Below are 24,381 nucleotides of genomic sequence, written 5' to 3' on the forward strand. Positions count from 1 at the left end.
GGAGACAGGGTCATGGGTTCGTCCCGCAGAATCCTCGGCACGCTCGGTCTGCTGTCCTGCCTCGCACTTTCGGCCAACGTCCCGGCAGCGGCCGCCGCCGCTGCGCCGCCGGGCCCCGCCGCCCCCGCCGTGCGGGAAATGGCCAAGGTCCCCTTCACCCAGCGTTACCAGGCCGTGCAGCGCGGCGGACTGGTCCGGGCCTCCAACTCCTCGATCGCCTGCCGCGGCGCGGAGGCCCCGGACGCCGAGCCGTGCGCCGAGGTCAACCGGGGCGCGGCGGGGGTCAACGGCGATTTCGACATGTTCTACAGCGAGGTCGACAAGGACCCGGACACCTACAACTCCACCCGGGCCGAGCTCAAGGTCCCGCAGGGCGCGAAGGTCTCGTACGCCCGCCTGTACTGGGGCGGGAACCTGCGGGTGGGTGAGCAGAAGCCGCCGGAGGACAACGGCCGGGTGCTGGTCGCCGAGCCGGGCGGGGCCTACAAGGAGGTCCTCGCCGACACGGTGATCGGCCACCGCTCGGACGCGGGCAGCGATGCCTACCAGGCCTCGGCCGACGTCACGCCGATGGTCCGCAAGGGCGGCGCCGGGATGTGGACGGTGGCGCAGCTGAACATCGCCATGGGCCACTCCGAGGTGGGCGCCTGGGGCGGCTGGACGCTGGTCGTGGCGTACGAGCACCCGCAGGAGCCGGTGCGCCGGATCTCAGTGTGGGACGGCTTCGAGTCGATCGCCGCGGGCGCCGGCGCCGGGGCCGTCGACACGGTCGAGATCGCCGGGCTGGACGCGGCCGCGGGTGCTGCGGGGAAGGCCGGGGTGGTCGCGTACGACGGGGACCGGGGGACCCTCGGGGACTCACTCACGGTGACCTCCGACAGTGGCCGCCGGGTCGACATCAGCGATGCAGAAAATCCTTTTAATGATGTTATGAATTCCACCATCACGGAATTCGGGGATCCCTCGTTCGTGCGACAGCCCGAACATATGAATAATCTCGGATATGACGCGGACGTGTTCGACCTGAGTCCCGCCCTGTCCGGTGGTGCCCGCAGCCTGAGCTTCAGGTTCACGGGCGAAAGCCAGGGTCAATTCCTCGGCGTGCTCTTCGTTCAGACAGACGCGCGCCGCTGAACGTAGGAGACCGCTCCGCGTGCCGACACAGCCTCCCCCTGCGCATTCCTCCCGCGCGCAGGCTCCGATTCCCCGCCCCCTGTCCGTCCTGCACCTCGTCCAGCCCGTCGACGGCGGCGTCGCCCGCGTCGTCGTCGACCTCGTCCGCGCCCAGACGGCCGCCGGCCTGCGGACCGCCGTCGGCTGCCCGCGCGGCGGACAGCTCGCCGACGCCGCCCGGGCGGCCGGGGCCGAGGTGCTCACCTGGCGCGCCGGGCGGGCCCCCGGCCCCGACCTGCCCGCCGAAGTGCTCGGTGCCCGGCGGGTGATCGGCCTGGTCGGGCCCGACGTCCTGCACGCCCACAGCGCCAAGGCGGGCCTCGCCGGGCGGCTCGCCGTACGCGGGGCCGTGCCCACCGTCTTCCAGCCCCACGCCTGGTCCTTCGACGCCGTCGGCGGGGCCACCGCGGCCCTCGCCCTGCGCTGGGAGCGGTTCGGGGCCCGTTGGGCCGACCGGGTGCTCTGTGTCAGCGAGGCCGAGCGCCGGGCCGGAGAGGCCGAGGGGATCGCCGCCCACTGGGCCGTGATCCGCAACGGGGTGGACCTCGACCACTTCCGGCCCGGCGGCCCCGACCGCGAGGCCGACCGGGCCCGGGCGCGTACCGAACTCCCTTTGCCCGCCGCCTTCGTGGGCGACGGACCGCTCGCCGTCTGCGTGGGCCGGCTCTGCCAACAGAAGGGCCAGGACATCCTGCTCCGGGCCTGGCGGGAGGTGCTCGGCAACGTCCCCGAGGCCCGTCTCGCGCTCGTCGGCGACGGCCCCGACACCGAGAAACTGCGCCGCAGCGCCCCGCCCGGGGTGCTCTTCGCGGGGGCCGCCCCCGACATCCGACCGTGGCTTCGGGCCGCCGATCTCGTTGTACTGCCGTCGCGGTGGGAGGGCATGGCGCTCGCCCCGCTCGAAGCCATGGCCTGCGGCCGACCGGTCCTGGTCTCCGACGTCAGCGGTGCCCGGGAGAGCCTGCCGCCCGGCCAGGGACGGCTCTGCCTGGTACCGCCGGAGGATCCGACGGCCCTGGCCAAGGCCCTGGGGCGGCTGCTCGCCGAACCGCGGCTGCTCGCCGAACTCGGGGAGCAGGCCCAGCAGCACGCCCGGACCGATTTCGACGTGCGGCGGACCACGGACGCGGTCACCGGTCTGTACCACGAACTGCTGGGCAGGCCCCGGCCCTTGAACCAGGAGCGCATCAGCCGATGACGATGGACAGCGCACCCGCCCGGCACACCGGGCAGGGCGGCACGGGGCCCGCCGGCGGCACCGCCGGCACCGCAGCCGTCCGACGGTCCGTGACCGCCATCCACCCCCCACGCCGGCCCCGGGCCGACCAGGCCCGGCCCCTGGCGCGTCCACAGCGGGTCCGCCGCCGCGACGGGATCCTCCCGCTGCTGACCGCCGATGCGCTGGCCGCCGTACTGACCACGACGGTGCTGTCCGCGCCGGTCCTGTCCGCGCCGGGGGCGGTGCTGCCCGCCGGGGCGGCCGCCCCGATGGCCGTGCTGACCGCCGCCCTCCACGCCCGGGCCGGGCTGTACCGGCCGCGGCTCGCGCCCTCGGCGCTGCTGGAACTGCCCGCGCTGGCCGGGCGGGCCGCGATCCTGTGGTGCGCCTTCGCCGCCGTCGTGGCCGCCACGGCGCCGGACGGGGCGCTGGGCTGGCAGGCCCTGCTGGGCGCCGTCTGCCTCCAGACCGTACTGACCTGCGCCGGGCGCGGATCCGTCAACCGGCTCCGCCGCCGCGCCGCCCGCCGCAGGCCCGCCTCCGCCCTCGTCGTGGGCCCCGGCGCCGGGGCGAGCGCGGTCGCCGCCGCGCTGCACGGGCGCCCGGAGTACGGGCTGCGGCCCGTCGGGCTCGCCGCCACCGGAGCCTGCGAGGAGGACGGCGGCGCCGTACCGGTGCTCGCCACGCACGAGGACATCCGGCGCGCGGTCATCCAGAACTCGGTCCTGCACGCGGTGTTCACCCGCCCGCCGGAGGCCGACGAGCGCACCGCCTCCCTGGTCCGCCTCTTCCACGACCACGGCTGCCGGCTCTGGCTCGCCGATCCGGCCGGCACCGCCAAGGTGACCGGCATGCGGCTGGCGCAGCCCGCCGACCAGCTGTGGGGCTACGCGGTACAGCCGATGCTGCCGCGCCCGTCCCGGCCGGTGGAGCGCTGGGTGAAGCGGGGGATCGACGGGCTGCTGGCCGCCCTCGCGCTGATCGCCGCCGCGCCCGTGATGGGTGCGTGCGCGCTCGCCGTACGGATCTCCGACGGGCCCGGGGTGATCTTCCGGCAGGAGCGGGTCGGCCTGTACGGGCGCCCCTTCACGCTGCTGAAGTTCCGCACCCTGCGCGCCGACGAGCACGAGTCGGCCACCCGCTGGACCGTCGCGGGCGACCACCGGATGAGCCCGGTCGGCTCCTTCCTGCGCAAGTCCTCGCTGGACGAGCTGCCGCAGCTGTGGAACGTCGTACGGGGTGACATGAGCCTGGTCGGGCCGCGCCCGGAACGCCCCTTCTTCGTGGCGAAGTTCGCCGCCGTGCACCCCGGCTACGAGGCCCGGCACCGGATGCCCGTCGGCATCACCGGGCTCGCCCAGATCAACGGGCTGCGCGGGGACACCTCGATCGAGGACCGGGCCCGCTTCGACAACCACTACATCGACACGTGGTCGCTGTGGCAGGACCTGTGGATCCTCGCCCGCACCGCGGCCTCCTTCTTCCGCTTCCGGCTGGGGGGCAGCTGATGAGCCTCGCCGTATCCCCGGCCGGCGCCGCACCCGCCGCGGCCGCCGCCCGGCCCGACCCGGCCGGGCTGCTGCGGCGCCACTGGCCGCTGCTGCCGCTCGCCGCGACCGTCCTGCTGCTCCTCGCCCCGATCGCGGCGGGTGACGCGAGCACCTCCGGCAAGGTCGGCCCGGCCGACGCCGCCTCGCTGCTGCTGGTGGTGGTCTGCGCGGTGCAGGCGCTGCGCGGCCGGGTGCGGGCGCTGAGCCCGCTGGGCGCGGCGGTGCTCGGGGTGCCCGCCGTGGGGCTGGCGGTGGCGACCGCGACCGCCGGGGACCCGTACGCGGCGCTGCCCGGGTTCGTGCGCTACCTCCAGGTGTTCGTGCTGGTCCCGGCGGCGATCGTGCTGCTGGTGCGCGACGCCGGGGAGTTCCGGCTGGCCGCCGGGTGCTTCGTGGTGCTGGCGCTGGTGCAGGGCGCGGTGGGGGTCGTGCAGTTCGCCACCCACACCGGGGCCTCGTACCAGGGCGAGGACATCCGGGCCGTCGGCACCTTCGGGCCCGGCGACGTCATGGGCATGGCCACGGTCGTGGCGTACGGGCTGGTCGTGGCGACCGCGGTGGCCCTGGCCCCGGGGCTGCCGGGCCGGGTCCGGCGGATCGCGGGCGGCGCGGCCCTGGTGCTGGTGGTGCCGCTGGTGCTGTCGTTCAGCCGGGGCGCGTGGATCGCCACGGTCGGCGCGGCGCTGCTCGTGATGGTGCTCGCCGGGATCCGGCGGGCGCTGAAGGTGCTGCTCGCGCTCGTCGCGGCCGGGGTGGTCCTGGTGGGCGGGTTCGGGGTCGGCTCCGAGATGGTCGCGGAGCGGCTGACCTCGATCACGCAGGTCTCCAGCGCCCCCGACCAGTCGGTGACCGACCGGTACACGATGTGGGCCGCCGCCGAGTCGATGTGGCGCGAGCGCCCGGCGGTCGGGGTGGGCCTCAAGGGCTTCCCGGCCAACCGGGACGGGCACTCCTCGCTGGGACTGTCCTCCGGCAGCGACACCGCGGGCGCGGGGCAGGCGTACATCCGCCAGCCGCTGCTCTCCCCGCACAACATGTACCTGCTGGTGCTCAGCGAGCAGGGGCTGATCGGGCTGACCGCGCTGGCGGGCGGCTGGGCGGCGCTGCTCGTGGCGGGCCTGCGGCGGTGCGCCGCCGGCGGCGCCGGGATCCGGGACTGCGGTCTGATCGCGATCGGGCTGTTCGTGTGGCAGCTGACCGACTTCCTGTACGCGGACATCGGCGGCCCCTCCACCGTCCTGACCGGAGTGATCATCGGCCTGGCGGCCTGGTGGGCCCTGCCCTCGCCCTCCGGACGGGACACGGCCCCTGCGGCGGACGGGCGCACCGGCCTCCTGGCCGCACCGCGCGCCGTTCCGGGTGCGGACGGCCGGTGACCGATACGACGCCCTGGCGGCCCGCCTCCGGCCCTCCGGCCGGGGCGGGCCCCGCCCGCGTCCCGGCCACGCCGGCCCCGGCGTCCCCCGCGGCCCCGCACGGCTCCGCCGGAGGCCGCCCGTCCGCGGACGCGCCCGCGGACGGGCGCGGTGTGCGGGTGGCGGCCCGGGCCAGGGCCGCGCGCCGCGAACCGGCCGCAGGCCCGGGGCCCGTACGGGAAGACCCGCCCGCCGGGACCTCGGGCGCGGCGCCGGCTCCGCTCGGGCGGTTCCTGGCCAAGGCAGCCGCCGTCACCGCCGGACTGACCGCCGCCGGGGCGGTGTTCGGTCTGTTCCGGGACCAGACCATCGCGCACCTCTTCGGAGCCGGGCACGACAGCGACGCGTTCCTGATCGCCTGGACCGTGCCCGAGATGGCCTCGACGCTGCTCATCGAGGACGCCATGGCCCTGCTGATGGTGCCGGCGTTCAGCCAGGCCCTCGCCCGCAGGGCGGCCGCCCGCGCCGGGCTGACCCGTCAGGCGGCCCGCGCGCAGGACCCCGTACGGCTGCTCGTGGGGGCGACCCTGCCGCGGCTGACGGTGTTCCTGGCCGCCATCGCCTCCCTGCTCGTCCTCGCCGCCCCGCTGGTCGTCGCCGTGCTCGCGCCCGGGCTGCCCGACCCGGAACTGGCCGTGGAGTGCACCCGGATGACCGCGCTGACCGTGCTGTCCTTCGGGATCGCGGGGTACTTCAGCGCCGCGCTGCGGGCGCACCGCTCCTTCGTGCCGCCGGCCGCGATCTACGTCTCTTACAACGTCGGCATCATCGGGACGATGATCGCCCTGCACGCGGTGTGGGGGGTGCGGGCCGCCGCGGCCGGGGTGGCCGCGGGCGGAGTGCTGATGGTGCTCGTCCAACTGCCGGCGTTCATCCGCAACGTGGGCTTCGGGCCGCCGCGCGCCAAGGGCGCGCCGCGCAGCCAGCGCGACCGGGACCGGCCCACCCTCATCGCGTTCGGCCTGATCGCCCCGGTGATCTTCTTCGCCGTGTTCCGGCAGTCGCAGGTGCTGGTCGAGCGGTTCCTGGCCGCCTCGCTGCCGCCCGGGGCCATCTCCCATCTGAACTACGCGCAGAAGGTCGCGCAGATGCCGATGGTGCTGTCGCTGATGATCTGCACCGTCACCTTCCCCGTCGTCGCCCAGGCCATGGCCGGCGGGGAGCGCGAGAAGGCCCGGCGCCGCGTCGAACAGGACCTGGCGCTGGCCTCCCTCGCCGTCCTCGTGGGCAGCGCCCTCGTCATCGGGTACGCGCCCCAGATCATCCAGGTCCTCTTCGAACGCGGCGCGTTCACCCACCGCGACACCCTGGCCACCGCCTCCGTCATGCGGGTCTACGCCCTGGGACTGCTCGGCCACTGCCTCGTCGGGGCGCTGTCCCGGCCCTTCTTCTCGACCGCCCGGCCCACCTGGTTCCCGGCGCTCGCGATGGGCGCCGGACTCCTCGTCAACATCGTGGCCGGAGCCTTCGCCGTCCGCTGGTGGGGCACGTACGGCATCGCCGCGGCCAACGCCGCCGGCATCTCCACCACCGCCGCCCTGCTGCTCACCGGGCTCGGTTCGCGGATCGTCGCCATCCAGGTCCGCCGGGTCGCGCTGAGTATCGGCCGGCTCTCCGTCGCCGCCGTCGGCGCCTGCGGCACCGGCTGGATCGCCGGGCCGATGATCCCCGACCCGCTGCTCAGCGCGGCGCTCGGCTGCCTGCTCGTCCCCGCCATGTTCGGCGCCTGCGGCATGGCCATACGGGCGCTTGAGATCACCGCCCTGCCCGCTCAGATCGCCCAGATGACCCAGAGGTTCCGCAATGCCCGCTGACACCCGCACGGCGCCGGCCGCCCACGCGGTCCCCGCCCGCCGGACCGCCTCGCCGTGGGTCCTGATGTACCACTCGGTCGCCGAGTTCACCGACCCCGCCGAGGACCCGTACGGCATCACCGTCACCCCGGCCACCCTGGAGGCCCAGCTCCTGTGGCTGCGCTCGCGGGGCCTGCGCGGGGTGTCCGTCGGCGAACTGCTGCGGGCCTGCGCGGCCGGGCGCGGCGACGGGCTCGTCGGGCTGACCTTCGACGACGGCTACACCGACTACCTGACCCGGGCGCTGCCGCTGCTGCGCCGCCACGGCTGCACCTCCACGCTGTTCGTGCTGCCCGGGCGGCTCGGGGTGGACAACGTGTGGGACCCGCTGGGCCCGCGCAAGTCGCTGCTGAGCGCCGAGGGCATCCGCGAAGTCGCCGCCGCGGGACAGGAGATCGGCTCGCACGGGCTGCTCCACCAGGACCTCACCGCGACCGCCGACGACATCCTCCAGCAGGAGCTGCGCGGCAGCCGGGAGCTGATCCGGGAGCTCACCGGAACCCTGCCGGAGGGGTTCTGCTACCCGTACGGGCACCTCGACGCGCGGGTGGTCGCGGCGACCCGGGCCGCCGGGTACGGGTACGCCTGCGCCATCGACCCCGGCCGGCTGGCCGGCCCGCACGCCCTGCCGCGCACCCACGTCAGCCAGGCGGACGGGCCCGGGCGGCTGCGGATCAAGCAGCTGCGCCACCGGGTGCGGGAAGTACGCCGGGCGGTGCGCCGGTGAAGACGCTGCGGGCGCTGCACATCATCACCGGGCTCGGCGTCGGCGGGGCCGAGCAGCAGCTGCGGCTGCTGCTGCGGCACATGCCGATGCGCTGCGACGTGCTGACGCTGACCAACCCGGGGCCGGTGGCCGAGGGCCTGCGCGCCGACGGGGTCCGGGTGGTGCACCTGGGCATGAAGGGCAACCGGGACCTGGGGGCGCTGCCGAGGCTGGTGCGGTTCATCCGGCGCGAGCAGTACGACCTCGTGCACACGCACCTGTACCGGGCCTGCGTGTACGGGCGGCTCGCCGCCCGGCTCGCGGGGGTCGGGGCGACCGTGGCCACCGAGCACTCGCTCGGCGACGGCGAGATCGAGGGCCGGAAGCTGACGGGCGGGGTGCGGGCGCTGTACCTGGCGAGCGAGCGGCTGGGCGCGGCGACCGTGGCGGTGTCGGACACCGTGGCGGCCCGGCTGGAGGGGTGGGGGGTGCCGGCCGCGCGGGTGCACGTCGTACCGAACGGGATCGAGGCCGCCCGCTTCCGCTTCGACGAGGAGGTGCGCCGGGCCGCGCGGGCCCGGACCGGGCTGCCGGAGCGGGCGTTCGTGGTCGGCGGGGTCGGCCGGCTGGTGCCGGGCAAGCGGTTCGACTCGCTCGTACGGGCGGTGGCGGCCCTGCCGGGGGCGCACCTGCTGCTGGCCGGGGACGGGCCGGAGCGGGCGGCGCTGCGGGGGCTGGCCGCGGAACTGGGTGCGCAGGGCCGTATCCACCTGCTGGGGGAGCGGGATCCGCTGGGCGACGCCGCGGACGGGCGCACGCCCGGGATCCCGGCGCTGCTGGCCGCGATGGACGTGTTCGTATCGCCGTCGCGCGAGGAGGCGTTCGGGCTGGCGGTGGTGGAGGCGCTGGCGGCGGGGCTGCCGGTGCTGCACGTCACCTGTCCCGCGATCGACGACCTGCCGGCCGCGCAGGCGCCGGGGGCGCGGCGGATCGGGACCGGGACGGAGGAGCTGGTCGCCGCCCTGCGCGGGCACATGGAGGCGGGCGCGCGACGCCTCCCCCAGCCCCCGGTGGCCCGCCGCTACGACATCGCCCGCAGCGCGGAGCGCCTCCTCGACGTCTACGCCCTGGCCCTGCCGGGGTCCCGTCCCGCCCCGACGCCGCCGAGGGGCGCCCCGATCGACGACGCACCACCGACGGGGTTCCCCGCGCGGGGGCCCGAAACCACTCCCACCCCTCCAGGAAGGCACGTACATGGCTGACACCGCCGATCCGAAGAAGACCGACCAGATGAAAGCCGATCAGAAGAGGACCGACCAGAAGAGGACCGACCCGAAGAAGGCCGACCCGAAGAGGACCGACCGCCGCCGTCGCAAGGTGCGGCTGCTTCCGCCGCCCGCGTGGTGGCCGCTGCCCGCCGCCGCCGTGCTGGGGCTGGCCGCGGGCGGGGCGTACGGGGTGCTGAAGGCCCCCGAGTACGCCGCCACCAGCTATGTCGTCGCCGTACCGGACGACACCACCGAGCCGGCCACCGCCCTCGGCTTCGCCCAGGCGTACGCCCGCATCGCCACCAGCAGCTCCACCCTCGCGTACGCCCAGCCGCGCGCGGGCATCAGCGCCGGCCGGCTCCGTACGCAGGTGCGCGCCGAGACCTCCCCCGAGTCCCCGATGATCGCCATCACCGGGACCTCGAAGAGCGCGACCGAGGCCGCCGACATCGCCAACGCCGTCGCCGACGCGCTCTCGCTGAGCAGCAATCAGGCCGCCAAGAACACCGGCGTCCAGCTGCTGCTGTTCAACCAGGCGGTCGCGCCGAGCGAGCCCGCCTCGCCCTCCGCCGCCATCAGCGGGGCCGTCGGGCTGTGCGCCGGCGGGCTGCTGGGCGGTCTGTGGCTGCTGGCCCGGCCCACCGCCCGCCGGCGGCCCGAGGAGCGGCACCCCGTCGCCGCGCCCGTCGTCGAGGAGTACGCCTCCCTGCCCGCCCAGGGTGACCACACCGACACCAAGGAGAAGGAGTCCGTGCGATGACCACGGGCTCCACCGGGGCCCTGTCGGTGACGCTGTGCCGGGACTCCCGGCAGTTCGCCGCGCTGGAAGAGCCGTGGAACCGGCTCCTGCGGGCCTGTCCCACCGCCACCCCCTTCCAGAGCCACGCCTGGCTGCACTCCTGGTGGCTCTCGTACGGCAGGGACGGACGGCTGCGGATCGTGCTGGTGCGGCGCGGCGAGGAGCTCGTGGGCGCCTGCGCGCTGATGCTCGTCCACCGGCCGCTGCCGCTCCTGGTGCCGCTCGGCGGCGGCATCACCGACTACTTCGACGTGCTCGTGGACGCGGAGTACGCCGGCCAGGTCGTCCCGGCGCTGGCCCGCGGCCTGCACCGGGCCGCCCGCGGCGCGGTCGTCGACCTGCGCGAGGTACGGCCGGGAGCCGCCGCCGAGGCGCTGTTCGAGGAGTGGCCGGGGATCCGGAGCAAGCTCACCGACTCCACCTGCATGGAGCTGCCCGCGCTGCCGTTCGACGAACTGGTCAAGCGGATGCCGGCCTCCGGGGCCCAGCGGGTCCGGGCCAAGCTGCGCAAGACCGACGCGGCCGGGATCGAGGAGCACGAGGTCACCGAGCAGGAAGTGCCGGGCGCCGTACGGACGCTGCTGCGGCTCCACGAGAAGCAGTGGCGCGGCCGCGGGGTGACCCCGGAACACCTGAGGCCCCGTTTCGCCGAGCACCTGACCCGGGCCACCCGGCGGATGGTGCGGGTCGGCGAGGGCCGGCTGACCGAGTTCCGGCTGGACGGGAAGGTGGTCGCCGCCAACGTCACCCTGCTGTCGGGGGCGCTCAGCGGCGGCTACCTGTACGGGGCCGACCCGGACCTGCGGACCCGGAAGGTGGACGTGGCCACGCTGCTGCTGCGCTACGAGGCGGGCCGCGCCCTGGCGGAGGGCCGCCCGGTGGTGAGCTTCCTGCGCGGCAACGAGCCGTACAAGAACCACTGGCGGCCCGAGACCGTCGTCAACCAGCGGTTCCTGCTGGCCAGGACGGCGCTCGCGCCCCTGCTCCGCCTGCACGAAACGCAGGTGGCGGGGCGCGAGCGGGCGGTGGACGCGCTGCGCGAGGCGCTGCCGGCCGCCAGGGACTGGCGGGCGCGGCTCAACGAACTGCGGGTCCGATGAGGGCTCTACCAGGGCCAGAAGCCGGAGTCCTTGCCCCAGTCGACCTTGACGCAGACCGACTGCTTGCCGACCAGCTTGGAGAGCCACTCGCCGAAGTTGATCGGCACGCACCACTCCGTGCTGTTCGCGGGCGGTTCGGGCGTCTCGGGCTTCGGCACGACCGGGACCGGGACCGGCGGCAGCACCGGCGAGGGCTCCGGGACGGGGACCGGGTCCGGGCTCGGGCTCGGGCTCTGGCCCGGGCCCACCGGGGTCTGCGGCGACGGGACCGCCGGCGAGGGCACGGGCTCGGGAACCGGCTCGGGCGAGGGGCTCTCGGGTGCCGGGACCTGCGGGCTCGGCTCGACCGGCTCCGGGGAGACCGGAACGGGCACGGGCTCGGGCACCGGGTCGGGGGCGGGTTCGGTGACGGGACTCGGGCTGGTGCTCGGGCTGGTGCTCGGGCTCGGGCTCTCGGGCGAGGGGACCGGAGCCGGGATCTGCGGGCTCGGGACCACCGGCGAGGGCACGGGGACCTCGGGGGTCGGGATCGCGGGCGTCGGGACCGACGGCGTCGGCAGGACCGGGGTCGGGACCACCGGCGTCGGGATGACCGGCGTGGGAACCACCGGGGTCGGGATCACCGGGCCCGGCCGCTCGGGTGCGAGCGCGGCGCGGAAGGCCTTCGCGGAGCGGGGGTTCTGCTTGCACTGCCACACGCCGTGCGGGCAGTAGTCGGTGATGGTGTGGTAGAGCGGCTTGTGCTGCTCGATCCACTTCAGCATGCGCTGGACGTAGGTCGGGTTGTCCCCGTGCCGGAACAGCCCCCACTCCGGGTACGAGATCGCTTTGCCGTGCGCTTTCGCGAAATCGACATGCTGCTGGAGTCCGTACGGCTGCTTGACCATCTCGTCGAAGGTCTTGCCGGGAGCCTGGTCGTACGAATCCATGCCGACGATGTCGACCACGTCGTCGCCCGGGTAGCAGGCGGTCCAGCCGATCGCGTCCGAACCGCGGTTCGGGGCGTAATCGAACTTGAACCGCTGGCCGGGGACGGAGCGCATCGTGTTGACGATGCGGTTCCAGTACTCCTTCCAGCCCTCCGGGTCCGGCGCGCAGCGGTGCGTGTACGTGGCGCCGTTCATCTCCCAGCCGAGCACGATCACCGTGTCCGGGACGCCCAGCTCCACCAGCTTGTGGGCGAGCTGCTCGAAGTGGTGGTCGAACCGGCCCTCCGCGCCCGCCCGGATCAGCCGGGCCACCTCGCGGTCGGGGACGTGGTCCTCGTTGTGCTCCTGCATGGGCACGTTGAGGACGAAGAGCCGGTCCGGCTTGGCCCGGCGCCACTGGGCCCAGGCCTCCAGGAAGTCGGGGTTCTCGATGCGGGCCCAGCGGTCGCCGGGCAGATAGGTGTGCCCGACCCGGATCTCCTTGCCGCCCAGCCAGCGCGACAGCTGCGGGATCCGGGCGACCCCGGCCTGGCCGGAGTCGAGAAACGCGCCCATGGCGACGTCGGGACCCTTGGGCTGCTCCTTCTCGGGGGCCGCGAGCGCGGCTCCGGTGGCGAGCAGACCGGCCGTCACCGTACCGATGCAGGTGCTCGCCAGTCGGCGGTGTGGTCTGGGCATGGCGTCTCCCGAACTTTCCTGAATCGGTGTGCTTGTCAAAGACGTTAGGCATCACATCTGACGAATGGCCTGTCCGGTGACCGCCGCGTAGGCCATTCGCAGCTGCGTATCCTCCCCGCTTGGTCCGACTAGGTGAAAGACACCGTTCCCATGCACGCGTTCGACGGCCATGTGCCCGCAGTAGTGCTCAGACTCGATCGGAATCCGTTCCACCACGGAACCCTCGGCGCCGTCAGATCGCTCGGTCGCAAGGGCGTGGAGGTCCATGCCGTCGTCGAGGCCGGGGGAGGTCCCATGGGGCGTTCGCGCTACCTGCACGCCCTGCATCCCGGACCTGACGGGGGGTTGGACCCCGAGGCGCCGGAGACGCTGCTGGAGTGCCTCGTCGGGGTGTCGGAGCGGATCGGCCGGCCCGCGGTGCTCGTCGCGATGGACGACCTCAGCGCCATCGCCGTCGCGCGGATCGCGCCGATGCTCGACGGGCGGTTCCGGATCCCCCATCAGCCCGACGGGCTGCCGGCCCGGGTGGCGGACAAGGCGGAGCTGTCGCGGCTGTGCGCGCGCTGGGACGTCCCGCACCCGGAGACGGTGATCCCGGCGAGCGGGGCCGAGGCGGCGGAGGCCGCGTGGCGGCTCGGTCTGCCGGTCGTGGCCAAGTGGAGCCGGCCCTGGCTGCTGCCCGCGGGCGCGGGCCTGCGCAGCACCACGCTCGTGCACTGCGCCGCCGAGGCGCGCCGGCTGTACGAGCGCACCCAGGAGGCGGGGAGCCGGCTGCTGCTCCAGCGGTTCCTGCCGGCCGGGACGGACACCGACTGGTTCTTCCACGGGGCGTTCGGCCGGGGCGGGCATCCGCTGCTCGCGGGGTCGGGCCGCAAGGAGCTGTCCTGGCCGGTGCGCACGGGGCTGACGGCGGTCGGGCGCTGGCTGCCGGACCCGGCGGTGGAGGAGGCGGCGCTGCGGCTCGCCCGGCGGCTGGGCTACCAGGGGATCCTGGACCTGGACTTCCGCCGGGACGAGAACGGCTGCTTCCGGCTGGTGGACTTCAACCCCCGGCCGGGGGCGCAGTTCCGGCTGTTCACGGACGCGGGCGGGCTGGACGTGGTCCAGGCGATGTACCTGGACCTGACGGGGCAGCGGGTACCGGAGCCCTCGGGCGGCCCCGGCCGGGTGTTCGTCGCGGAGAACTACGCCCTGCTGGCGGCCGTGCGGGGCCGTCAACTCCCCTGGCGCTCCGGTTCGGTCGGCCGCGATGCCGTCCCCGCTCCGGCGCGCTCCCCGGAGGCGGGGTCCGGGTCCGGGCCGATCGGTACGGGTGGCGAGGGGTCCGGGGTTGAGGGGTCCGGGGGCGAGGGGTCCGGGGGCGAGCGGGCCGGGGGCGAGCGGGCCGGTGGCCCGCGGCCCGGCGGGCCGCGACCGGGGCCCGTACGGGTGGCGCCGCGGGCCGAGCGGGGGCGGGTGGAGGCGGCCTGGTTCGCCGCCGACGACCCGCTGCCGTTCCTCGCGATGCTCGCCGCCTTCCTCGGCCGGGGCGCGGGGAAGGGTGCGCGCGCCCTGCGCGGTGTCCCGGCGCACGGCCGGCGCACGGCGCGCGCGGTGGTGCGCGCCCCGCGCCAGCGCGGCCGCGACCTGCCCCCGTCGTCCACCCAGGCGGCCCCGGCCAACCCGGCCGCCCCGGCCGAACCGGACGAGCTGGTGACCCGGTGACCCCCCGTCACCCGCCTCCGCCCCCGCCTGCCGTCGCAGGCAGGGGCGCGGACGGTGGCGCGGGGCCCATGAGACTGGAGGGACAGCGGTGACGCGGATCAACGATCTCGTCGTGGTCGGCGCCGGTCCGTACGGGCTGTCGATCGCGGCGCACGCGGCCGCGGCCGGGCTCGGCGTACGGGTGCTCGGGCGGCCCATGGCCTCGTGGCGGGACCACATGCCCGAGGGCATGTACCTGAAGTCGGAGCCCTGGTCCTCCAACCTGTCGGCGCCCGGCGGCCGGCACACCCTCGCCGCGTACTGCGCCGGACGCGGGCTGACGGCGGAGCACGCCGCCCCGCTGCCGATCGACGTGTTCAGCTCGTACGGCATGTGGTTCGCCCGGCACGCCGTCCCCGAGGTGGAGGAGGTGACGGTCACCGAGGTCTCCCCGCAGGGCGACGGCTTCCTCGTCCACACCGCCGAGGGGCCGCCGCTGCCCGCCCGTACGGTCGCCCTCGCGGTCGGGGTGATGCCCTTCGTCCACCTCCCCGAGCCCTTGCGGGAGCTGCCGCCCGGACACTGCTCGCACAGCAGCGACCACCGCGATCTGGCCCGCTTCGCCGGTCAGGAGGTCGCGGTCATCGGGGCCGGGCAGGCGGCCCTGGAGACCGCCGCCCTGCTGGCGGAGAGCGGGGCCCGGCCCTGCCTGGTCGCCCGCCGCTCCCGGCTGAACTGGAACACCGTGCCCCAGCCGCTGGAGCGCCCGCTGCTGCGCGCCCTGCGCGAACCGCACAGCGGCCTCGGCACCGGATGGCGCAGCTGGGCCTGGTCGGAGCTGCCCTGGGCGGTGCGCCGGCTGCCGGCGCGGACCCGGGAGCGCATCGCGGCGACCGCGCTCGGGCCCGCCGGGGCCTGGTGGCTGCGGGACCGCTTCGAGCGGAGCGTGCCGGTGCTGCTGGGGCACCGGCTGCACCGGGCGGCGGCGGTGGGCGAGCGGACCCGGCTCGGGCTGACCACGGCGGCCGGGGAGTCCGTCGTACTGGACGTCGCGCACGTGGTCGCCGCCACCGGGTTCACCCCGCACCTGGGGCGCCTGGAGCTGCTGGACGCCCGGCTGCGGGCCGTCCTCGACACCGTCGGGGACGGCGGTACGCCGGAGCTCGGTGCCGGTTTCGAGTCCTCGTGGCCGGGACTGTTCTTCGCGGGGCTGCTGACGGCTCCCTCATTCGGCCCTTCCATGCGATTCGTGCACGGTGCGGGGTTCACGGCGGGGAGACTGGTCGCAGGAGTGCGAAAGCGCCTCGGTGCCCGGGGCAGGCCGACGGGCTCCACCGGGACCGTACGGCCCGAGGACCGGGCCGGTGCGGGGCATCCGAAGACGTCTCTGCGGTGAGGTCGAGAGGGGTCCGCGATGAGTGCGGAGCAGCGAGCACAGGGCGGCCGGGGCTGGGTGCGCATTCCCGCGAGCCGGACGGAGCAGCCCGGGGCGGCCAGGCCCTCCGCGAAGCCCGCGGCCAGGGCCTCCGCCTCGCCGTACGCCCCCGGCTCCCACACCCCCGCCGGGCACGCGGCACCGGACCAGCCGACGATCTACCTCTCGCTCGTCAAGCGCTGGCAGGAGGCCGGGCGCACTCTTCCGGGGCATCCTGACGAGGAGTGGGAGCGGCTGATCTCCCAGCCGTGCTGGCCCGGCCGTTAGGTGGTGTGTCTCTCGTGGCAGCGGCGGAGCGCGACAGATCCGGGCAGGGCAGCCGGGACCCCGTGACCGGGCCCGGCGAGCGGCTCGCGCTGAACGGCATGGGCAGCTTCGAGTGGGACCTGGACACCGGGACGCTGACGCTGGACGAGTCCGGGCTCGTGGTCTTCGACCTGGAGCGGGAGGAGTTCGACGACACCCCCGAGGGGCTGGGACTGCGGATCCCGGCCGACGACGGCGTGCGGCTGGCGGAGTCCACGCAGGCGGCCCTGGACGGCGGCATGGAGACGTACGGCTCGTACTTCACGGTGCAGCGGCGCGACGGCGTCGACCAGTGGACGCACACGCAGGGCCGGATCCAGCGGGACGCCGAGGGCCGGCCCGTGCGGATCGTCGGGATCGTGCGGGACGCGACGGCCGAGCTCGCGCACGCCACCGTGCTGCGCAAGCTGGAGTCGGCGCGGGCCCAGCAGGCCACGATCGTGCAGCGGACGACGGAAGCCCTCTCACGGGCGGTGACGGTCGACGACGTCACCGCCACGCTGACCGGCGCGGGCGCGCTGGAGCGCCTCGGCGCGGACGGGCTGGCCCTGGGGCTGGTCGAGAACGGCGCCATCAAGATCATCGCGCTGAGCGGGGAGTCGCTGGAGATCCTCAGCGAGCGGCGGTTCACCCGGCTGGACGGCTCGCTGCCGCTGTCACAGGCGGTGCTCACCCGCACGGCGCGGTTCGTCACCTCCCTGTCCGACCTGGCGGGAGAGTTCCCGCTGCTCGCGGACTACCTGAGCCGGATCCGCTTCGACGCCGCCGCCTACCTGCCGCTGATCGCGCAGGCCAAGGCCATCGGCGGGCTCGTGCTGTTCTACCGGCGGCGCACCGAGTTCAGCCCGGAGGAGCGCAACCTCTGCCTGGGCCTGGCCGGCATCGTGGCGCAGTCCCTCCAGCGGGCGCTCCTGTTCGACCAGGAGCGCGAGTTCGCCACGGGACTTCAGGCCTCGATGCTGCCGCGCCGGATCCCCGAGATCAGCGGCGGGGAGATCGCGGTGCGCTACCACTCCGCGTGGAGCGGGCGGGAGGTCGGCGGGGACTGGTACGACGTGATCGCGCTGCCCCGCGACCGGGTCGGCATCGTGGTGGGGGACGTACAGGGCCACGACACGCACGCGGCCGCGATCATGGGCCAGCTGCGGATCGCGCTGCGGGCGTACGCGGGGGAGGGGCACCCGCCGTCCACCGTCCTGGCCCGGGCCTCCCGGTTCCTCGCCGAGCTGGACACCGAGCGCTTCGCGACCTGCATGTACGCACAGGTGGACCTGGAGACCGGCGGCGTACGGGCGGTCCGCGCGGGCCACCTCGGGCCGCTGATCCGGCACACGGACGGGCGTACGGGCTGGCCCAACGTACGGGGCGGACTGCCGCTCGGGCTGGCCTCGGTGTTCGAACAGGAGGACTTCCCCGAGACCCGGCTCGACCTGGTGCCGGGGGAGACGCTGGTGCTGTGCACCGACGGCCTGGTGGAGGAGCCCGGCACGGCCATCACCCAGGGCATGGAGGCCCTCGCCCACGCCGTGCGCAGCGGGCCGCAGGAGGCGGGGGCGCTCGCCGACCACCTCTCGGACCGGCTCTGGGAGCGCTGGGGTTCCGGGGACGACGTGGCCCTGCTGGTGCTGCGCCGGGCGCCCGACCCGGGTACCCACCGGGCTCCGCGGATCCACCAGTACATCCACCAGGCGGACCCGGAGGGCCTCTCGGAGGCCCGCTACGCCCTGCGCCAGGCCCTGCGCGACTGGGGCATGCCGGACCTCGCCGACGACGTGGAACTGGCCGCCGGGGAGCTGCTGGTCAACGCACTGCTGCACACGGACGGCGGGGCGGTGCTGACCATGGAGGTGCTGCCGGAGCCGGTCCGCAGGATCCGGCTGTGGGTCAAGGACCGCTCCAGCGTCTGGCCCCGCCGGCGCACCCCGGGCGAGGCCGCGACCACCGGGCGCGGGCTGCTGCTGGTGGACGCGCTGGCCACGCACTGGGGCGTGGAGTCCCGGGGCGACGGCAAGGCGGTGTGGTGCGAGTTCGACGTCGCCGGCAGCGCCCGCGGCGTGGGGTGACCGCGCGGTCACCCCGAGTTGTGGGATGCCGGGACCGGAGTGATGATGCCGTCCATGGAACGGACGACCACACGGACCGGGACCCCGCCGTGCACCGGCTGAGCAAGCGGCCGGGCAAGGGGACCGCGACCGCTCTCCTCGCGCTGCTCCTGCTGACCGTCGGCGTACCGGCGGCCGTGCACCGCGCGGCCGGGCAACCGCACGCGGATCCCGGCTGCCAGGCCGTCGCCTTCATGTCGATGACCGGCGTGGCCCCCGCCTGCCGGTAGCGGCGGGCGCCGGCCACCGGCCGCGGGCGGGGCGCTCAGCGGTGCTTCTCCTCCAGGACGATGTCCCGCTCGGCCTGCGCCAGGTAGGACACGCGCACGCCGAACCCGGAGTTCAGGCTCGCCGCCTGGAGCCTGGCCTGCGCACCGGCCGCGCCCGGGTGCACGTCCACCAGCTCCAGCGAGGCGGAGGCGGACCAGTCGTGCTCCCGCCCGTCGCACACGGCCTCCTCGCCGCCGAAGCCGAGGCGGGTGGCGTCCTGGGCGAGCGTGAGCTGGATTTGCACTCCACGGGGTGACGAGGGCGCGCACGCGTAGGTCCCGTAAAGGGTGACGTGGCCGTCCTCGGAAATGTGGCCGACTTCCTGTACGGAAATCGAATTCTCGTGGGAACGGGCGTCGGCCGGAGCGGTGAACGCGGTGGCGGCGGCCAGTGCGGAAAGCGCCGTCACGGTCAGCCGGCGGGTGGAAACGCGCATGAATCCTCCATGGGGGGTGGGGCGGCACAAAAGCGCCGAAACGCATTGTGCTGGCAGATGGCGGGCAACTCCTTCCGCGCACCCGTGTCGGTGTGTGCAATTGCCCGCTCGGGCGCGTGAGACTGGCCGGAAATACCTCCCGAAGGTCCCCGAAGGGATCACGCATGCGCCAGAACGCTTCCGTCCTCGCCGCCGCTCTCCTGCCCTTCCTGCTGTTCGGTGCCACGGCCTGCTCCGCCCCCGAGGGGGCCGCCCTCGCCCCCGCCGCGGCGCCCGCCGTCCCGGTGGACGACGGCGCCCCGGGGGCGGCCGCCCCGAAGGATGCCCATGTGGGTGAAGCCGTACGGGTGCGCGGGCGCCAGGTGGGCCGGCACCTGCAGGCCGTGCTCAACGCGTACGTGGACCCCGCGGTCAGCGTCGAGACGAACTACGCCCCGCCCGCGGGCAAGCGCTGGGTGGCCGCGTCGATGTCGTTCGTCAACGTCGGCGGGGACTCGTACGGGGAACTGGGGCAGATGTGGGCGTACGACAGTGCGGGAGGGCGCCACGGGGTGGTGCCGACCGGTGAACTGACCACCGGAAAACCGCTCGCCTTCGATTCCCTCGCCGTCGGCGGGCGGGCCGAGGGGTGGGTGGTGTTCGAAATTCCGGAAAAGGCGCGCATCGTGCGGCTCCAGTACCAGGACGCGAACATGCAGGCGAATTCCGGAGAGGGATTCTGGGCCGTCTAGCCCGCCCGGGTGAAGGGCCGGAAAGGCGCGGCGGAGAGAGCACTAGGGTGCGGCGCATGACTTCAACTCAAGCCGAAACCGACCGGTCCCACCTCGGCACCCTTTCGGTGCTCGCCTGGATCGGCGACCCCGCCGAGGGCCACGACATCCCGTACCTGCTCGCCTACACCCTCGGCGACGGGCCGCAGGGGCGGGAGGCCGGGGAGACGGCCGCCCGCGGGCTGCTGGAGGAGATCGGCCTGCCCATCGGTGACGTGGTCATGGACGGCACCCGCAATCCGGCCGGCTTCCCCGTGCAGATCGTGCTCGCGGACAACCAGGTCGCGCTGACCCTGCCGGGGCTGAACGCGACCTGCACGGCCCCGGACGAGTGGGTCGCCGCGGCGAACGAGAGCGGCCAGGCCTACTTCCTGTTCGCCACGCGCGCCTGGCCCGAGGCCGTCCCGGGCCAGCCGGTCGATCCGAAGACCCTGCAGGAGTTCGCGGGCGACGAGGCCGTGCTCACGGGCAGCGCCCACTGCGTGCTCGCGGTGCGACGCCTGCAGTAGGGCGCTCCCGCGCTCCGGCCGCCGGGCTCCCAGCCTGCCCGGTGGCCGGCCGCGCCCTCAGGGGCGCTCGAACGCGAACTTGAGCGAGCGGACCCGGTTGTCGAAGTTCGAGCCCGCCAGGTCCGGCAGCCCCACCGCCCTCAGCCCCACCGGCCGGGTCAGCAGTTCGCGGAACAGGGCCTTCATCTCCACGCGGGCCAGGTGCGCGCCCAGGCAGAAGTGCGGGCCGCCGCCGCCGAAGCCCAGGTGCGGATTGGGCGAGCGGGTGATGTCGAAGGCGTCGGGGTCGGGGAAGACCGCCTCGTCGCGGTTGGCGGAGGCGTAGTACAGCACGACCTTGTCGCCGGGGTGGAACAGGTGCCCGCCCAGGGTGTGTTCGGCGGCCACGGTCCTGCGGAACTGGATGATCGGCGTCGAGTGGCGGATCATCTCGTCCACCGCGCCGTCCGCGTACGTCTCGAAGTCCCCGATCAGCAGGTCCCGTTGGGCCGGGTGATCGGTCAGCAGGCTCAGCCCGTGGGTGATCGCGTTGCGGGTGGTCTCCACCCCGGCCACCATCAGCAGCGAGAAGAACGCGCCGAGCTGGCGGGCGTTCAGCCCCTGTCCGTCCACATCGGCGCTGACCAGCGCCGAGATCAGGTCGTCGGTGGGGTTCCTGCGCCGCTCCCGGCCGATGCCCGCGACCATCCGCTGCATCCTGGCCAGGGCCCGCAGCCCGCGTCCCGGCATCCGCAGCCGGGCGGCCAGGCCCCGCTCGACGCCGATGTTCTCCGAGGCGTGGTTGACGCGGTCGGCGATCTCGGCGCGGTGGCGTTCCGGGATCCCCATCATGTTGCAGATGACCTCCAGCGGCAGCCGGGAGGACACGGCCGAGACGAACTCGTCGGGCTCCTGCGCCAGTACGTCGTCCACGATCCGGGCGGCCACCGCGTGGATGTCCGCCTCGGCCGCCGCCAGCAGCCGCGGGGTGAACGCCCGCTGCACGATCTTGCGCAGCCGCGCGTGGTCCGCGCCGTCGAGGTTGACCATCGAGTCCCCGAACAGGGCCCGCACCCACCGGGCCGGCTCGGGCGTGGTCACCCCGGGCGCGCTGGCGAACACCTTGGGCAGCCGGCTCGCCTCCTGGACGTCCGCGTGGCGTACGAGGGCCCAGTGGCCGCGGCCCTTGCCCTCGGGCACGTAGACCGGCGAGTCCAGGGCCCGCAGCCGGGCGAACGCCGCGAGGCGCGCCGCCGGGGGCTGCTGCCAGAACGCCGGGTCGGCGAGCTCCCCGTACTCCGCCACCGCCGCGCCCGTGTCCGCGTACCGCTGTACCGGGACCTTCATCGTTTCTTCTCCCTGTCGACGGCGCGCTCGCCGTGGCCGCCGCGGCCGCGGAGCCCGCCGTCCTCACGCACCAGAACGCTGCCGGTGGGCCAAGGTCACGCCCGCCGCGACGGAGGCCGCGCCGACCAGCCCGGCCCACAGCACCGCGTGCGCGCCGGTCCACGCGCAGGCGAGGATCGCCAGCGCCGTGAGCGGCAGCACCAGCTGCTGGGCCGTACCGCGCTTGAAGTGGCGGGAGTGCAGGAGCCAGACGAAGGCCAGGAAGAGCGCCGCAGGGACGCACACCGCGAGGTTGGCGGACAGTTCCGAGATGTGGGCGTTGCCGACCGCGTGCTCGATCGCCACTTCCAGGCCGGCCCCGATGGCCGCGGCCGAAGCGAAGATCACGTAGTGCCCGTACCCCCACGGGATGGCCTCGCGGTTGCTCCGCAGCCGGTCGTGGGCGGGGACGGCGAAGTAGATCCACCAGGCCGCGAAGACCAGCAGCAGACCGCCGGCGGCGATCGGCAGCAACTCGCCCAGGGCCTCGTGCTCGTCGATCGCCGACTGGACGGCGACCGTGCTGGCGGCGATGGTCTCGCCGAGCACGATGATGGTGAACAGGCCGTACCGCTCGGCGATGTGGTGCGGGTGCCACTGGGTCTGGTAGCTGCGCTCGGCGAGCACCGGGATCAGCAACTCCACCAGCACGAGCGCCAGGAACAGCCATCGGCGGGAGTCCTCGGGCGCCCAGAGCAGCGCCACCCAGCCGGCCTGGCAGGCCAGCAGGCCGATCGCGTACGTGAGCGCGGTGCGCCGGGCCGGACCCTGCTCCCCGGCGGCGGCGCGCAGCCACTGCGCGGTGAGCGCGAAGCGCATCACCACGTAGCCGAGGACGGAGACGGTCCAGTCGTTGTCGTTGAAGGCGCGCGGGATCCCGGCCGAGTAGATGAGCACACCGGCGATCTGCACGAGGGTCGCGATCCGGTACGGCACGTCGTCGACGTCGTAGGCGGAGGCGAACCAGGTGAAGTTCATCCAGGCCCACCACACCCCGAAGAACACGAAGAGGTAGCCGGTGACGCCGGCGCCGACATGGCCCTCGGCGAGCGCGTGGACGAGCTGCCGGCCGGCCTGTGCCACGGCGACGACGAAGCAGAGGTCGAAGAACAGCTCCAGCGGGGTCGAGGCCCGGTGGCTCTCGTGCCTGCTGCGGGACGTCATCGGCACGTATGTCATGGTCATACCGCACAGGACAGCAGCCGTACGCCGGTCGGCAGGCGAGGCGCGCGGCCGGGGTCCCAGACCTACGCACTGTGGGCGACGGGACCTTGTCCTTGTCGCCCGCGCGACGTTCTCCTCTGATGCCGGGGGACCCGCGGGACGGAGCCTGGACAGGTCAGGACCCTCAGGAGTCTTCTCAAACCCCCAGGACACGCCATGAGTTCCGCCACGCAGGATCTGCGCACGGAGGCGGGCCGCCGCGCGCAGGCGCCCGATCCGGCGCAGTACCGCCCCGGCCGCACCATCACGGACTGGGCGCCGCAGGATCCGTCCTTCTGGCGCGCCACGGGCAGGCGGGTCGCCACCCGCAACCTGTGGATCGCGGTGCCGGCCCTGCTCGTGGCCTTCGTGGTCTGGCAGGTCTGGAGCATCACGGCGACGAACCTCAAGGACGTCGGCTTCGGCTTCAGCCGGTCGCAGCTGTTCTGGCTGACGGCCGTCCCGGGCCTCACCGGCGGTACGGCGCGGATCCTCTACACCTTCCTCGGGCCGATGATCGGCCAGCGCCGCTTCACGGCGATCTCGACGGTGGTGCTGGTCGGCCCGCTGCTGTGGCTGGGCTTCGCCGTGCAGAACCCGGACACCCCGTACGGCACGATGATCGCGATCGCCGCGCTGTGCGGCATCGGCGGCGCGAACTTCTCCTCCTCGCTCGCCAACATCGGCTTCTTCTACCCGAAGCAGGAGAAGGGCAACGCGACCGGCATCAACGGGGGCCTGGGCAACCTGGGCGTATCGGTGGTCCAGCTGCTGACCCCGATCCTGATCACCTCCTCCGTGCTGGCGATCGGAGCGGGTCAGAGGAAGGCGGACGGCTCGGAGATCTACCTCCAGAACGCGGCGTTCGTCTGGATCCCGGTCCTGATCGTGCTCGCGGCCGTGGCCTGGTTCGGGCAGAACGACCTGAAGGTGGCCTCCACCCCCTTCAGCCAGCAGAAGGTCATCTTCAAGCGCAAGCACAACTGGCTGATGACCTGGCTGTACGTCGGTACGTTCGGCTCCTTCATCGGCTTCGCGGCGGCCCTCCCGCTGCTCATCAAGACCACCTTCCCGGCGTACTCGGTGGCGACGTACGCCTGGATGGGCCCGGCGCTGGGCGCCCTGGCGCGTTGGGCGGGCGGCTGGATCGCAGACAAGCTGGGCGGCGCCCGGGTGACGATCCTGTCCTTCGTGGGCATGGCCGGCTCGATCATCGGTGTGATCACCTTCCTCCCGGCGGGCTCGGACCAGGGCTCCTTCCACGGGTTCTTCCTCTGCTTCCTGGCGGCGTTCTTCTTCTCGGGCATCGGCAACGGCTCGACGTTCCGCCAGATCCCGGTGATCTTCCGGGGCCGGCACCTGAAGGGCCTGACGGAGGGCACGCCGCAGTACGCGGCCGCGCTGAGGCAAGCGGAGATCGAGTCGGGAGCGGTCACCGGTTTCACGGCGGCGATCGCGGCGTACGGCTTCTTCTTCATCCCGGCGATGTTCGCCAACTTCGCGGTGACCAGCGCCATGTGGGGCTTCGTGGGCTTCTACGCCAGCTGTGTGGCGGTGGCCTGGTGGTTCTACGCCCGCAAGGGCGCGGAAGCCCCGAGCTAGACCGACCCCC

At 74.3% G+C, this 24,381-nt stretch carries 21 protein-coding genes; 17 read left to right on the plus strand and 4 right to left on the minus strand.

All coding sequences use genetic code 11. From position 1 onward, the window contains the following. The first annotated feature begins 12 nt into the window (after positions 1 to 12). The 9 genes from CP980_RS19635 to CP980_RS19675 are packed head-to-tail and all read left to right on the plus strand — an operon-like array spanning position 13 to position 11,083. Positions 13 to 1,134 carry a DUF3344 domain-containing protein gene (locus tag CP980_RS19635; RefSeq protein ID WP_308439401.1) on the plus strand — a complete coding sequence of 374 codons (1,122 nt, stop codon included), beginning with the start codon at positions 13 to 15 and terminating at the stop codon, positions 1,132 to 1,134. A gap of 19 nt (positions 1,135 to 1,153) precedes the next feature. Further along, positions 1,154 to 2,371 (plus strand): glycosyltransferase, encoded by a 1,218-nt coding sequence (locus tag CP980_RS19640; RefSeq protein ID WP_373312946.1) that lies wholly within the window; start codon positions 1,154 to 1,156, stop codon positions 2,369 to 2,371. Next, complete coding sequence (locus CP980_RS19645; RefSeq protein ID WP_373312947.1) at positions 2,368 to 3,900, plus strand: exopolysaccharide biosynthesis polyprenyl glycosylphosphotransferase; 1,533 nt, start codon at positions 2,368 to 2,370, stop codon at positions 3,898 to 3,900. The genes CP980_RS19640 and CP980_RS19645 overlap by 4 nt, the downstream gene beginning before the upstream one ends. Beyond that, complete coding sequence (locus CP980_RS19650) at positions 3,900 to 5,318, plus strand: O-antigen ligase family protein (RefSeq protein ID WP_150528723.1); 1,419 nt, start codon at positions 3,900 to 3,902, stop codon at positions 5,316 to 5,318. The genes CP980_RS19645 and CP980_RS19650 overlap by 1 nt, the downstream gene beginning before the upstream one ends. After that, positions 5,315 to 7,171, plus strand: a complete 1,857-nt coding sequence (gene murJ, locus CP980_RS19655) for a murein biosynthesis integral membrane protein MurJ (protein ID WP_229907239.1) — start codon at positions 5,315 to 5,317, stop codon at positions 7,169 to 7,171. Before CP980_RS19650 ends, murJ begins: the two co-directional genes overlap by 4 nt. Beyond that, complete coding sequence (locus CP980_RS19660; protein ID WP_150528724.1) at positions 7,161 to 7,937, plus strand: polysaccharide deacetylase family protein; 777 nt, start codon at positions 7,161 to 7,163, stop codon at positions 7,935 to 7,937. The genes murJ and CP980_RS19660 overlap by 11 nt, the downstream gene beginning before the upstream one ends. A gap of 5 nt (positions 7,938 to 7,942) precedes the next feature. Then, on the plus strand, positions 7,943 to 9,178 hold the full coding sequence (locus CP980_RS19665) for a glycosyltransferase (protein WP_229907253.1): 1,236 nt from the start codon (positions 7,943 to 7,945) through the stop codon (positions 9,176 to 9,178). Between the two features lie 28 nt (positions 9,179 to 9,206). Beyond that, complete coding sequence (locus CP980_RS19670; RefSeq protein WP_373312953.1) at positions 9,207 to 9,944, plus strand: YveK family protein; 738 nt, start codon at positions 9,207 to 9,209, stop codon at positions 9,942 to 9,944. Continuing rightward, the gene (locus CP980_RS19675; RefSeq protein WP_150528726.1) at positions 9,941 to 11,083 is read left to right on the plus strand and encodes a GNAT family N-acetyltransferase; all 1,143 of its coding nucleotides are present in this window, start codon (positions 9,941 to 9,943) and stop codon (positions 11,081 to 11,083) included. Before CP980_RS19670 ends, CP980_RS19675 begins: the two co-directional genes overlap by 4 nt. Before the next feature lie 5 nt (positions 11,084 to 11,088). Here CP980_RS19675 and CP980_RS19680 read toward each other — a convergent pair whose 3' ends face one another. Further along, a complete protein-coding gene (locus CP980_RS19680) occupies positions 11,089 to 12,690 on the minus strand; it encodes a glycoside hydrolase family 26 protein (RefSeq protein WP_150528727.1) in 1,602 nt (533 codons plus the stop codon). Positions 12,691 to 12,984: 294 nt separating this feature from the next. Here CP980_RS19680 and CP980_RS19685 point away from each other — a divergent pair, with 294 nt between their 5' ends. From CP980_RS19685 to CP980_RS19705, 5 genes are all read left to right on the plus strand, one after another. Continuing rightward, positions 12,985 to 14,394: a carboxylate--amine ligase gene (locus tag CP980_RS19685; protein ID WP_425281771.1), complete on the plus strand. Its 1,410-nt coding sequence runs from the start codon at positions 12,985 to 12,987 to the stop codon at positions 14,392 to 14,394. 97 nt (positions 14,395 to 14,491) lie between these two features. After that, entirely contained in the window at positions 14,492 to 15,769 is a 1,278-nt protein-coding gene (locus tag CP980_RS19690; protein WP_132757936.1) for an NAD(P)-binding domain-containing protein, read from the plus strand. Between the two features lie 18 nt (positions 15,770 to 15,787). After that, entirely contained in the window at positions 15,788 to 16,075 is a 288-nt protein-coding gene (locus CP980_RS19695) for a hypothetical protein (protein WP_132757489.1), read from the plus strand. A gap of 14 nt (positions 16,076 to 16,089) precedes the next feature. Beyond that, the gene (locus CP980_RS19700; protein ID WP_229907254.1) at positions 16,090 to 18,177 is read left to right on the plus strand and encodes a SpoIIE family protein phosphatase; all 2,088 of its coding nucleotides are present in this window, start codon (positions 16,090 to 16,092) and stop codon (positions 18,175 to 18,177) included. A gap of 89 nt (positions 18,178 to 18,266) precedes the next feature. Continuing rightward, entirely contained in the window at positions 18,267 to 18,446 is a 180-nt protein-coding gene (locus tag CP980_RS19705; protein ID WP_150528729.1) for a hypothetical protein, read from the plus strand. A gap of 35 nt (positions 18,447 to 18,481) precedes the next feature. Here CP980_RS19705 and CP980_RS19710 read toward each other — a convergent pair whose 3' ends face one another. Continuing rightward, positions 18,482 to 18,922: a DUF6299 family protein gene (locus tag CP980_RS19710; RefSeq protein ID WP_132757484.1), complete on the minus strand. Its 441-nt coding sequence runs from the start codon at positions 18,920 to 18,922 to the stop codon at positions 18,482 to 18,484. Between the two features lie 164 nt (positions 18,923 to 19,086). Here CP980_RS19710 and CP980_RS19720 point away from each other — a divergent pair, with 164 nt between their 5' ends. Both CP980_RS19720 and CP980_RS19725 read left to right on the plus strand, forming a co-directional pair. Then, positions 19,087 to 19,653, plus strand: a complete 567-nt coding sequence (locus CP980_RS19720) for a DUF4352 domain-containing protein (protein WP_167535855.1) — start codon at positions 19,087 to 19,089, stop codon at positions 19,651 to 19,653. A gap of 56 nt (positions 19,654 to 19,709) precedes the next feature. After that, positions 19,710 to 20,201: a DUF5949 family protein gene (locus CP980_RS19725; RefSeq protein WP_099891647.1), complete on the plus strand. Its 492-nt coding sequence runs from the start codon at positions 19,710 to 19,712 to the stop codon at positions 20,199 to 20,201. Positions 20,202 to 20,258: 57 nt separating this feature from the next. Here CP980_RS19725 and CP980_RS19730 read toward each other — a convergent pair whose 3' ends face one another. Both CP980_RS19730 and CP980_RS19735 read right to left on the minus strand, forming a co-directional pair. After that, on the minus strand, positions 20,259 to 21,527 hold the full coding sequence (locus CP980_RS19730) for a cytochrome P450 (RefSeq protein ID WP_150528732.1): 1,269 nt from the start codon (positions 21,525 to 21,527) through the stop codon (positions 20,259 to 20,261). Positions 21,528 to 21,590: 63 nt separating this feature from the next. After that, positions 21,591 to 22,751 (minus strand): low temperature requirement protein A, encoded by a 1,161-nt coding sequence (locus CP980_RS19735; RefSeq protein ID WP_132757479.1) that lies wholly within the window; start codon positions 22,749 to 22,751, stop codon positions 21,591 to 21,593. A 195-nt stretch (positions 22,752 to 22,946) separates the two neighbouring features. On the opposite strand from CP980_RS19735, the gene CP980_RS19740 reads away from it, so the two are divergent. Further along, positions 22,947 to 24,371, plus strand: coding sequence for an MFS transporter (locus tag CP980_RS19740; RefSeq protein WP_229907240.1), 1,425 nt, complete (start codon positions 22,947 to 22,949; stop codon positions 24,369 to 24,371). Positions 24,372 to 24,381: the final 10 nt, after the last annotated feature.

It is taken from the genome of Streptomyces vinaceus, from assembly GCF_008704935.1.
GTDB classification, from domain to species: domain Bacteria; phylum Actinomycetota; class Actinomycetes; order Streptomycetales; family Streptomycetaceae; genus Streptomyces; species Streptomyces vinaceus.

Bases quoted from the DNA above. Each gene is read 5' to 3' on its own strand.
- CP980_RS19635 (WP_308439401.1), top strand. From the start codon at position 13: ATGGGTTCGTCCCGCAGAATCCTCGGCACGCTCGGTCTGCTGTCCTGC.
- CP980_RS19645 (WP_373312947.1), top strand. From the start codon at position 2,368: ATGACGATGGACAGCGCACCCGCCCGGCACACCGGGCAGGGCGGCACG.
- CP980_RS19650 (WP_150528723.1), top strand. From the start codon at position 3,900: ATGAGCCTCGCCGTATCCCCGGCCGGCGCCGCACCCGCCGCGGCCGCC.
- CP980_RS19660 (WP_150528724.1), top strand. From the start codon at position 7,161: ATGCCCGCTGACACCCGCACGGCGCCGGCCGCCCACGCGGTCCCCGCC.
- CP980_RS19670 (WP_373312953.1), top strand. From the start codon at position 9,207: ATGAAAGCCGATCAGAAGAGGACCGACCAGAAGAGGACCGACCCGAAG.
- CP980_RS19675 (WP_150528726.1), top strand. From the start codon at position 9,941: ATGACCACGGGCTCCACCGGGGCCCTGTCGGTGACGCTGTGCCGGGAC.
- CP980_RS19680 (WP_150528727.1), bottom strand. From the start codon at position 12,690: ATGCCCAGACCACACCGCCGACTGGCGAGCACCTGCATCGGTACGGTG.
- CP980_RS19685 (WP_425281771.1), top strand. From the start codon at position 12,985: ATGGGGCGTTCGCGCTACCTGCACGCCCTGCATCCCGGACCTGACGGG.
- CP980_RS19695 (WP_132757489.1), top strand. From the start codon at position 15,788: ATGAGTGCGGAGCAGCGAGCACAGGGCGGCCGGGGCTGGGTGCGCATT.
- CP980_RS19710 (WP_132757484.1), bottom strand. From the start codon at position 18,922: ATGCGCGTTTCCACCCGCCGGCTGACCGTGACGGCGCTTTCCGCACTG.
- CP980_RS19720 (WP_167535855.1), top strand. From the start codon at position 19,087: ATGCGCCAGAACGCTTCCGTCCTCGCCGCCGCTCTCCTGCCCTTCCTG.
- CP980_RS19725 (WP_099891647.1), top strand. From the start codon at position 19,710: ATGACTTCAACTCAAGCCGAAACCGACCGGTCCCACCTCGGCACCCTT.
- CP980_RS19730 (WP_150528732.1), bottom strand. From the start codon at position 21,527: ATGAAGGTCCCGGTACAGCGGTACGCGGACACGGGCGCGGCGGTGGCG.
- CP980_RS19735 (WP_132757479.1), bottom strand. From the start codon at position 22,751: ATGACCATGACATACGTGCCGATGACGTCCCGCAGCAGGCACGAGAGC.
- CP980_RS19740 (WP_229907240.1), top strand. From the start codon at position 22,947: ATGAGTTCCGCCACGCAGGATCTGCGCACGGAGGCGGGCCGCCGCGCG.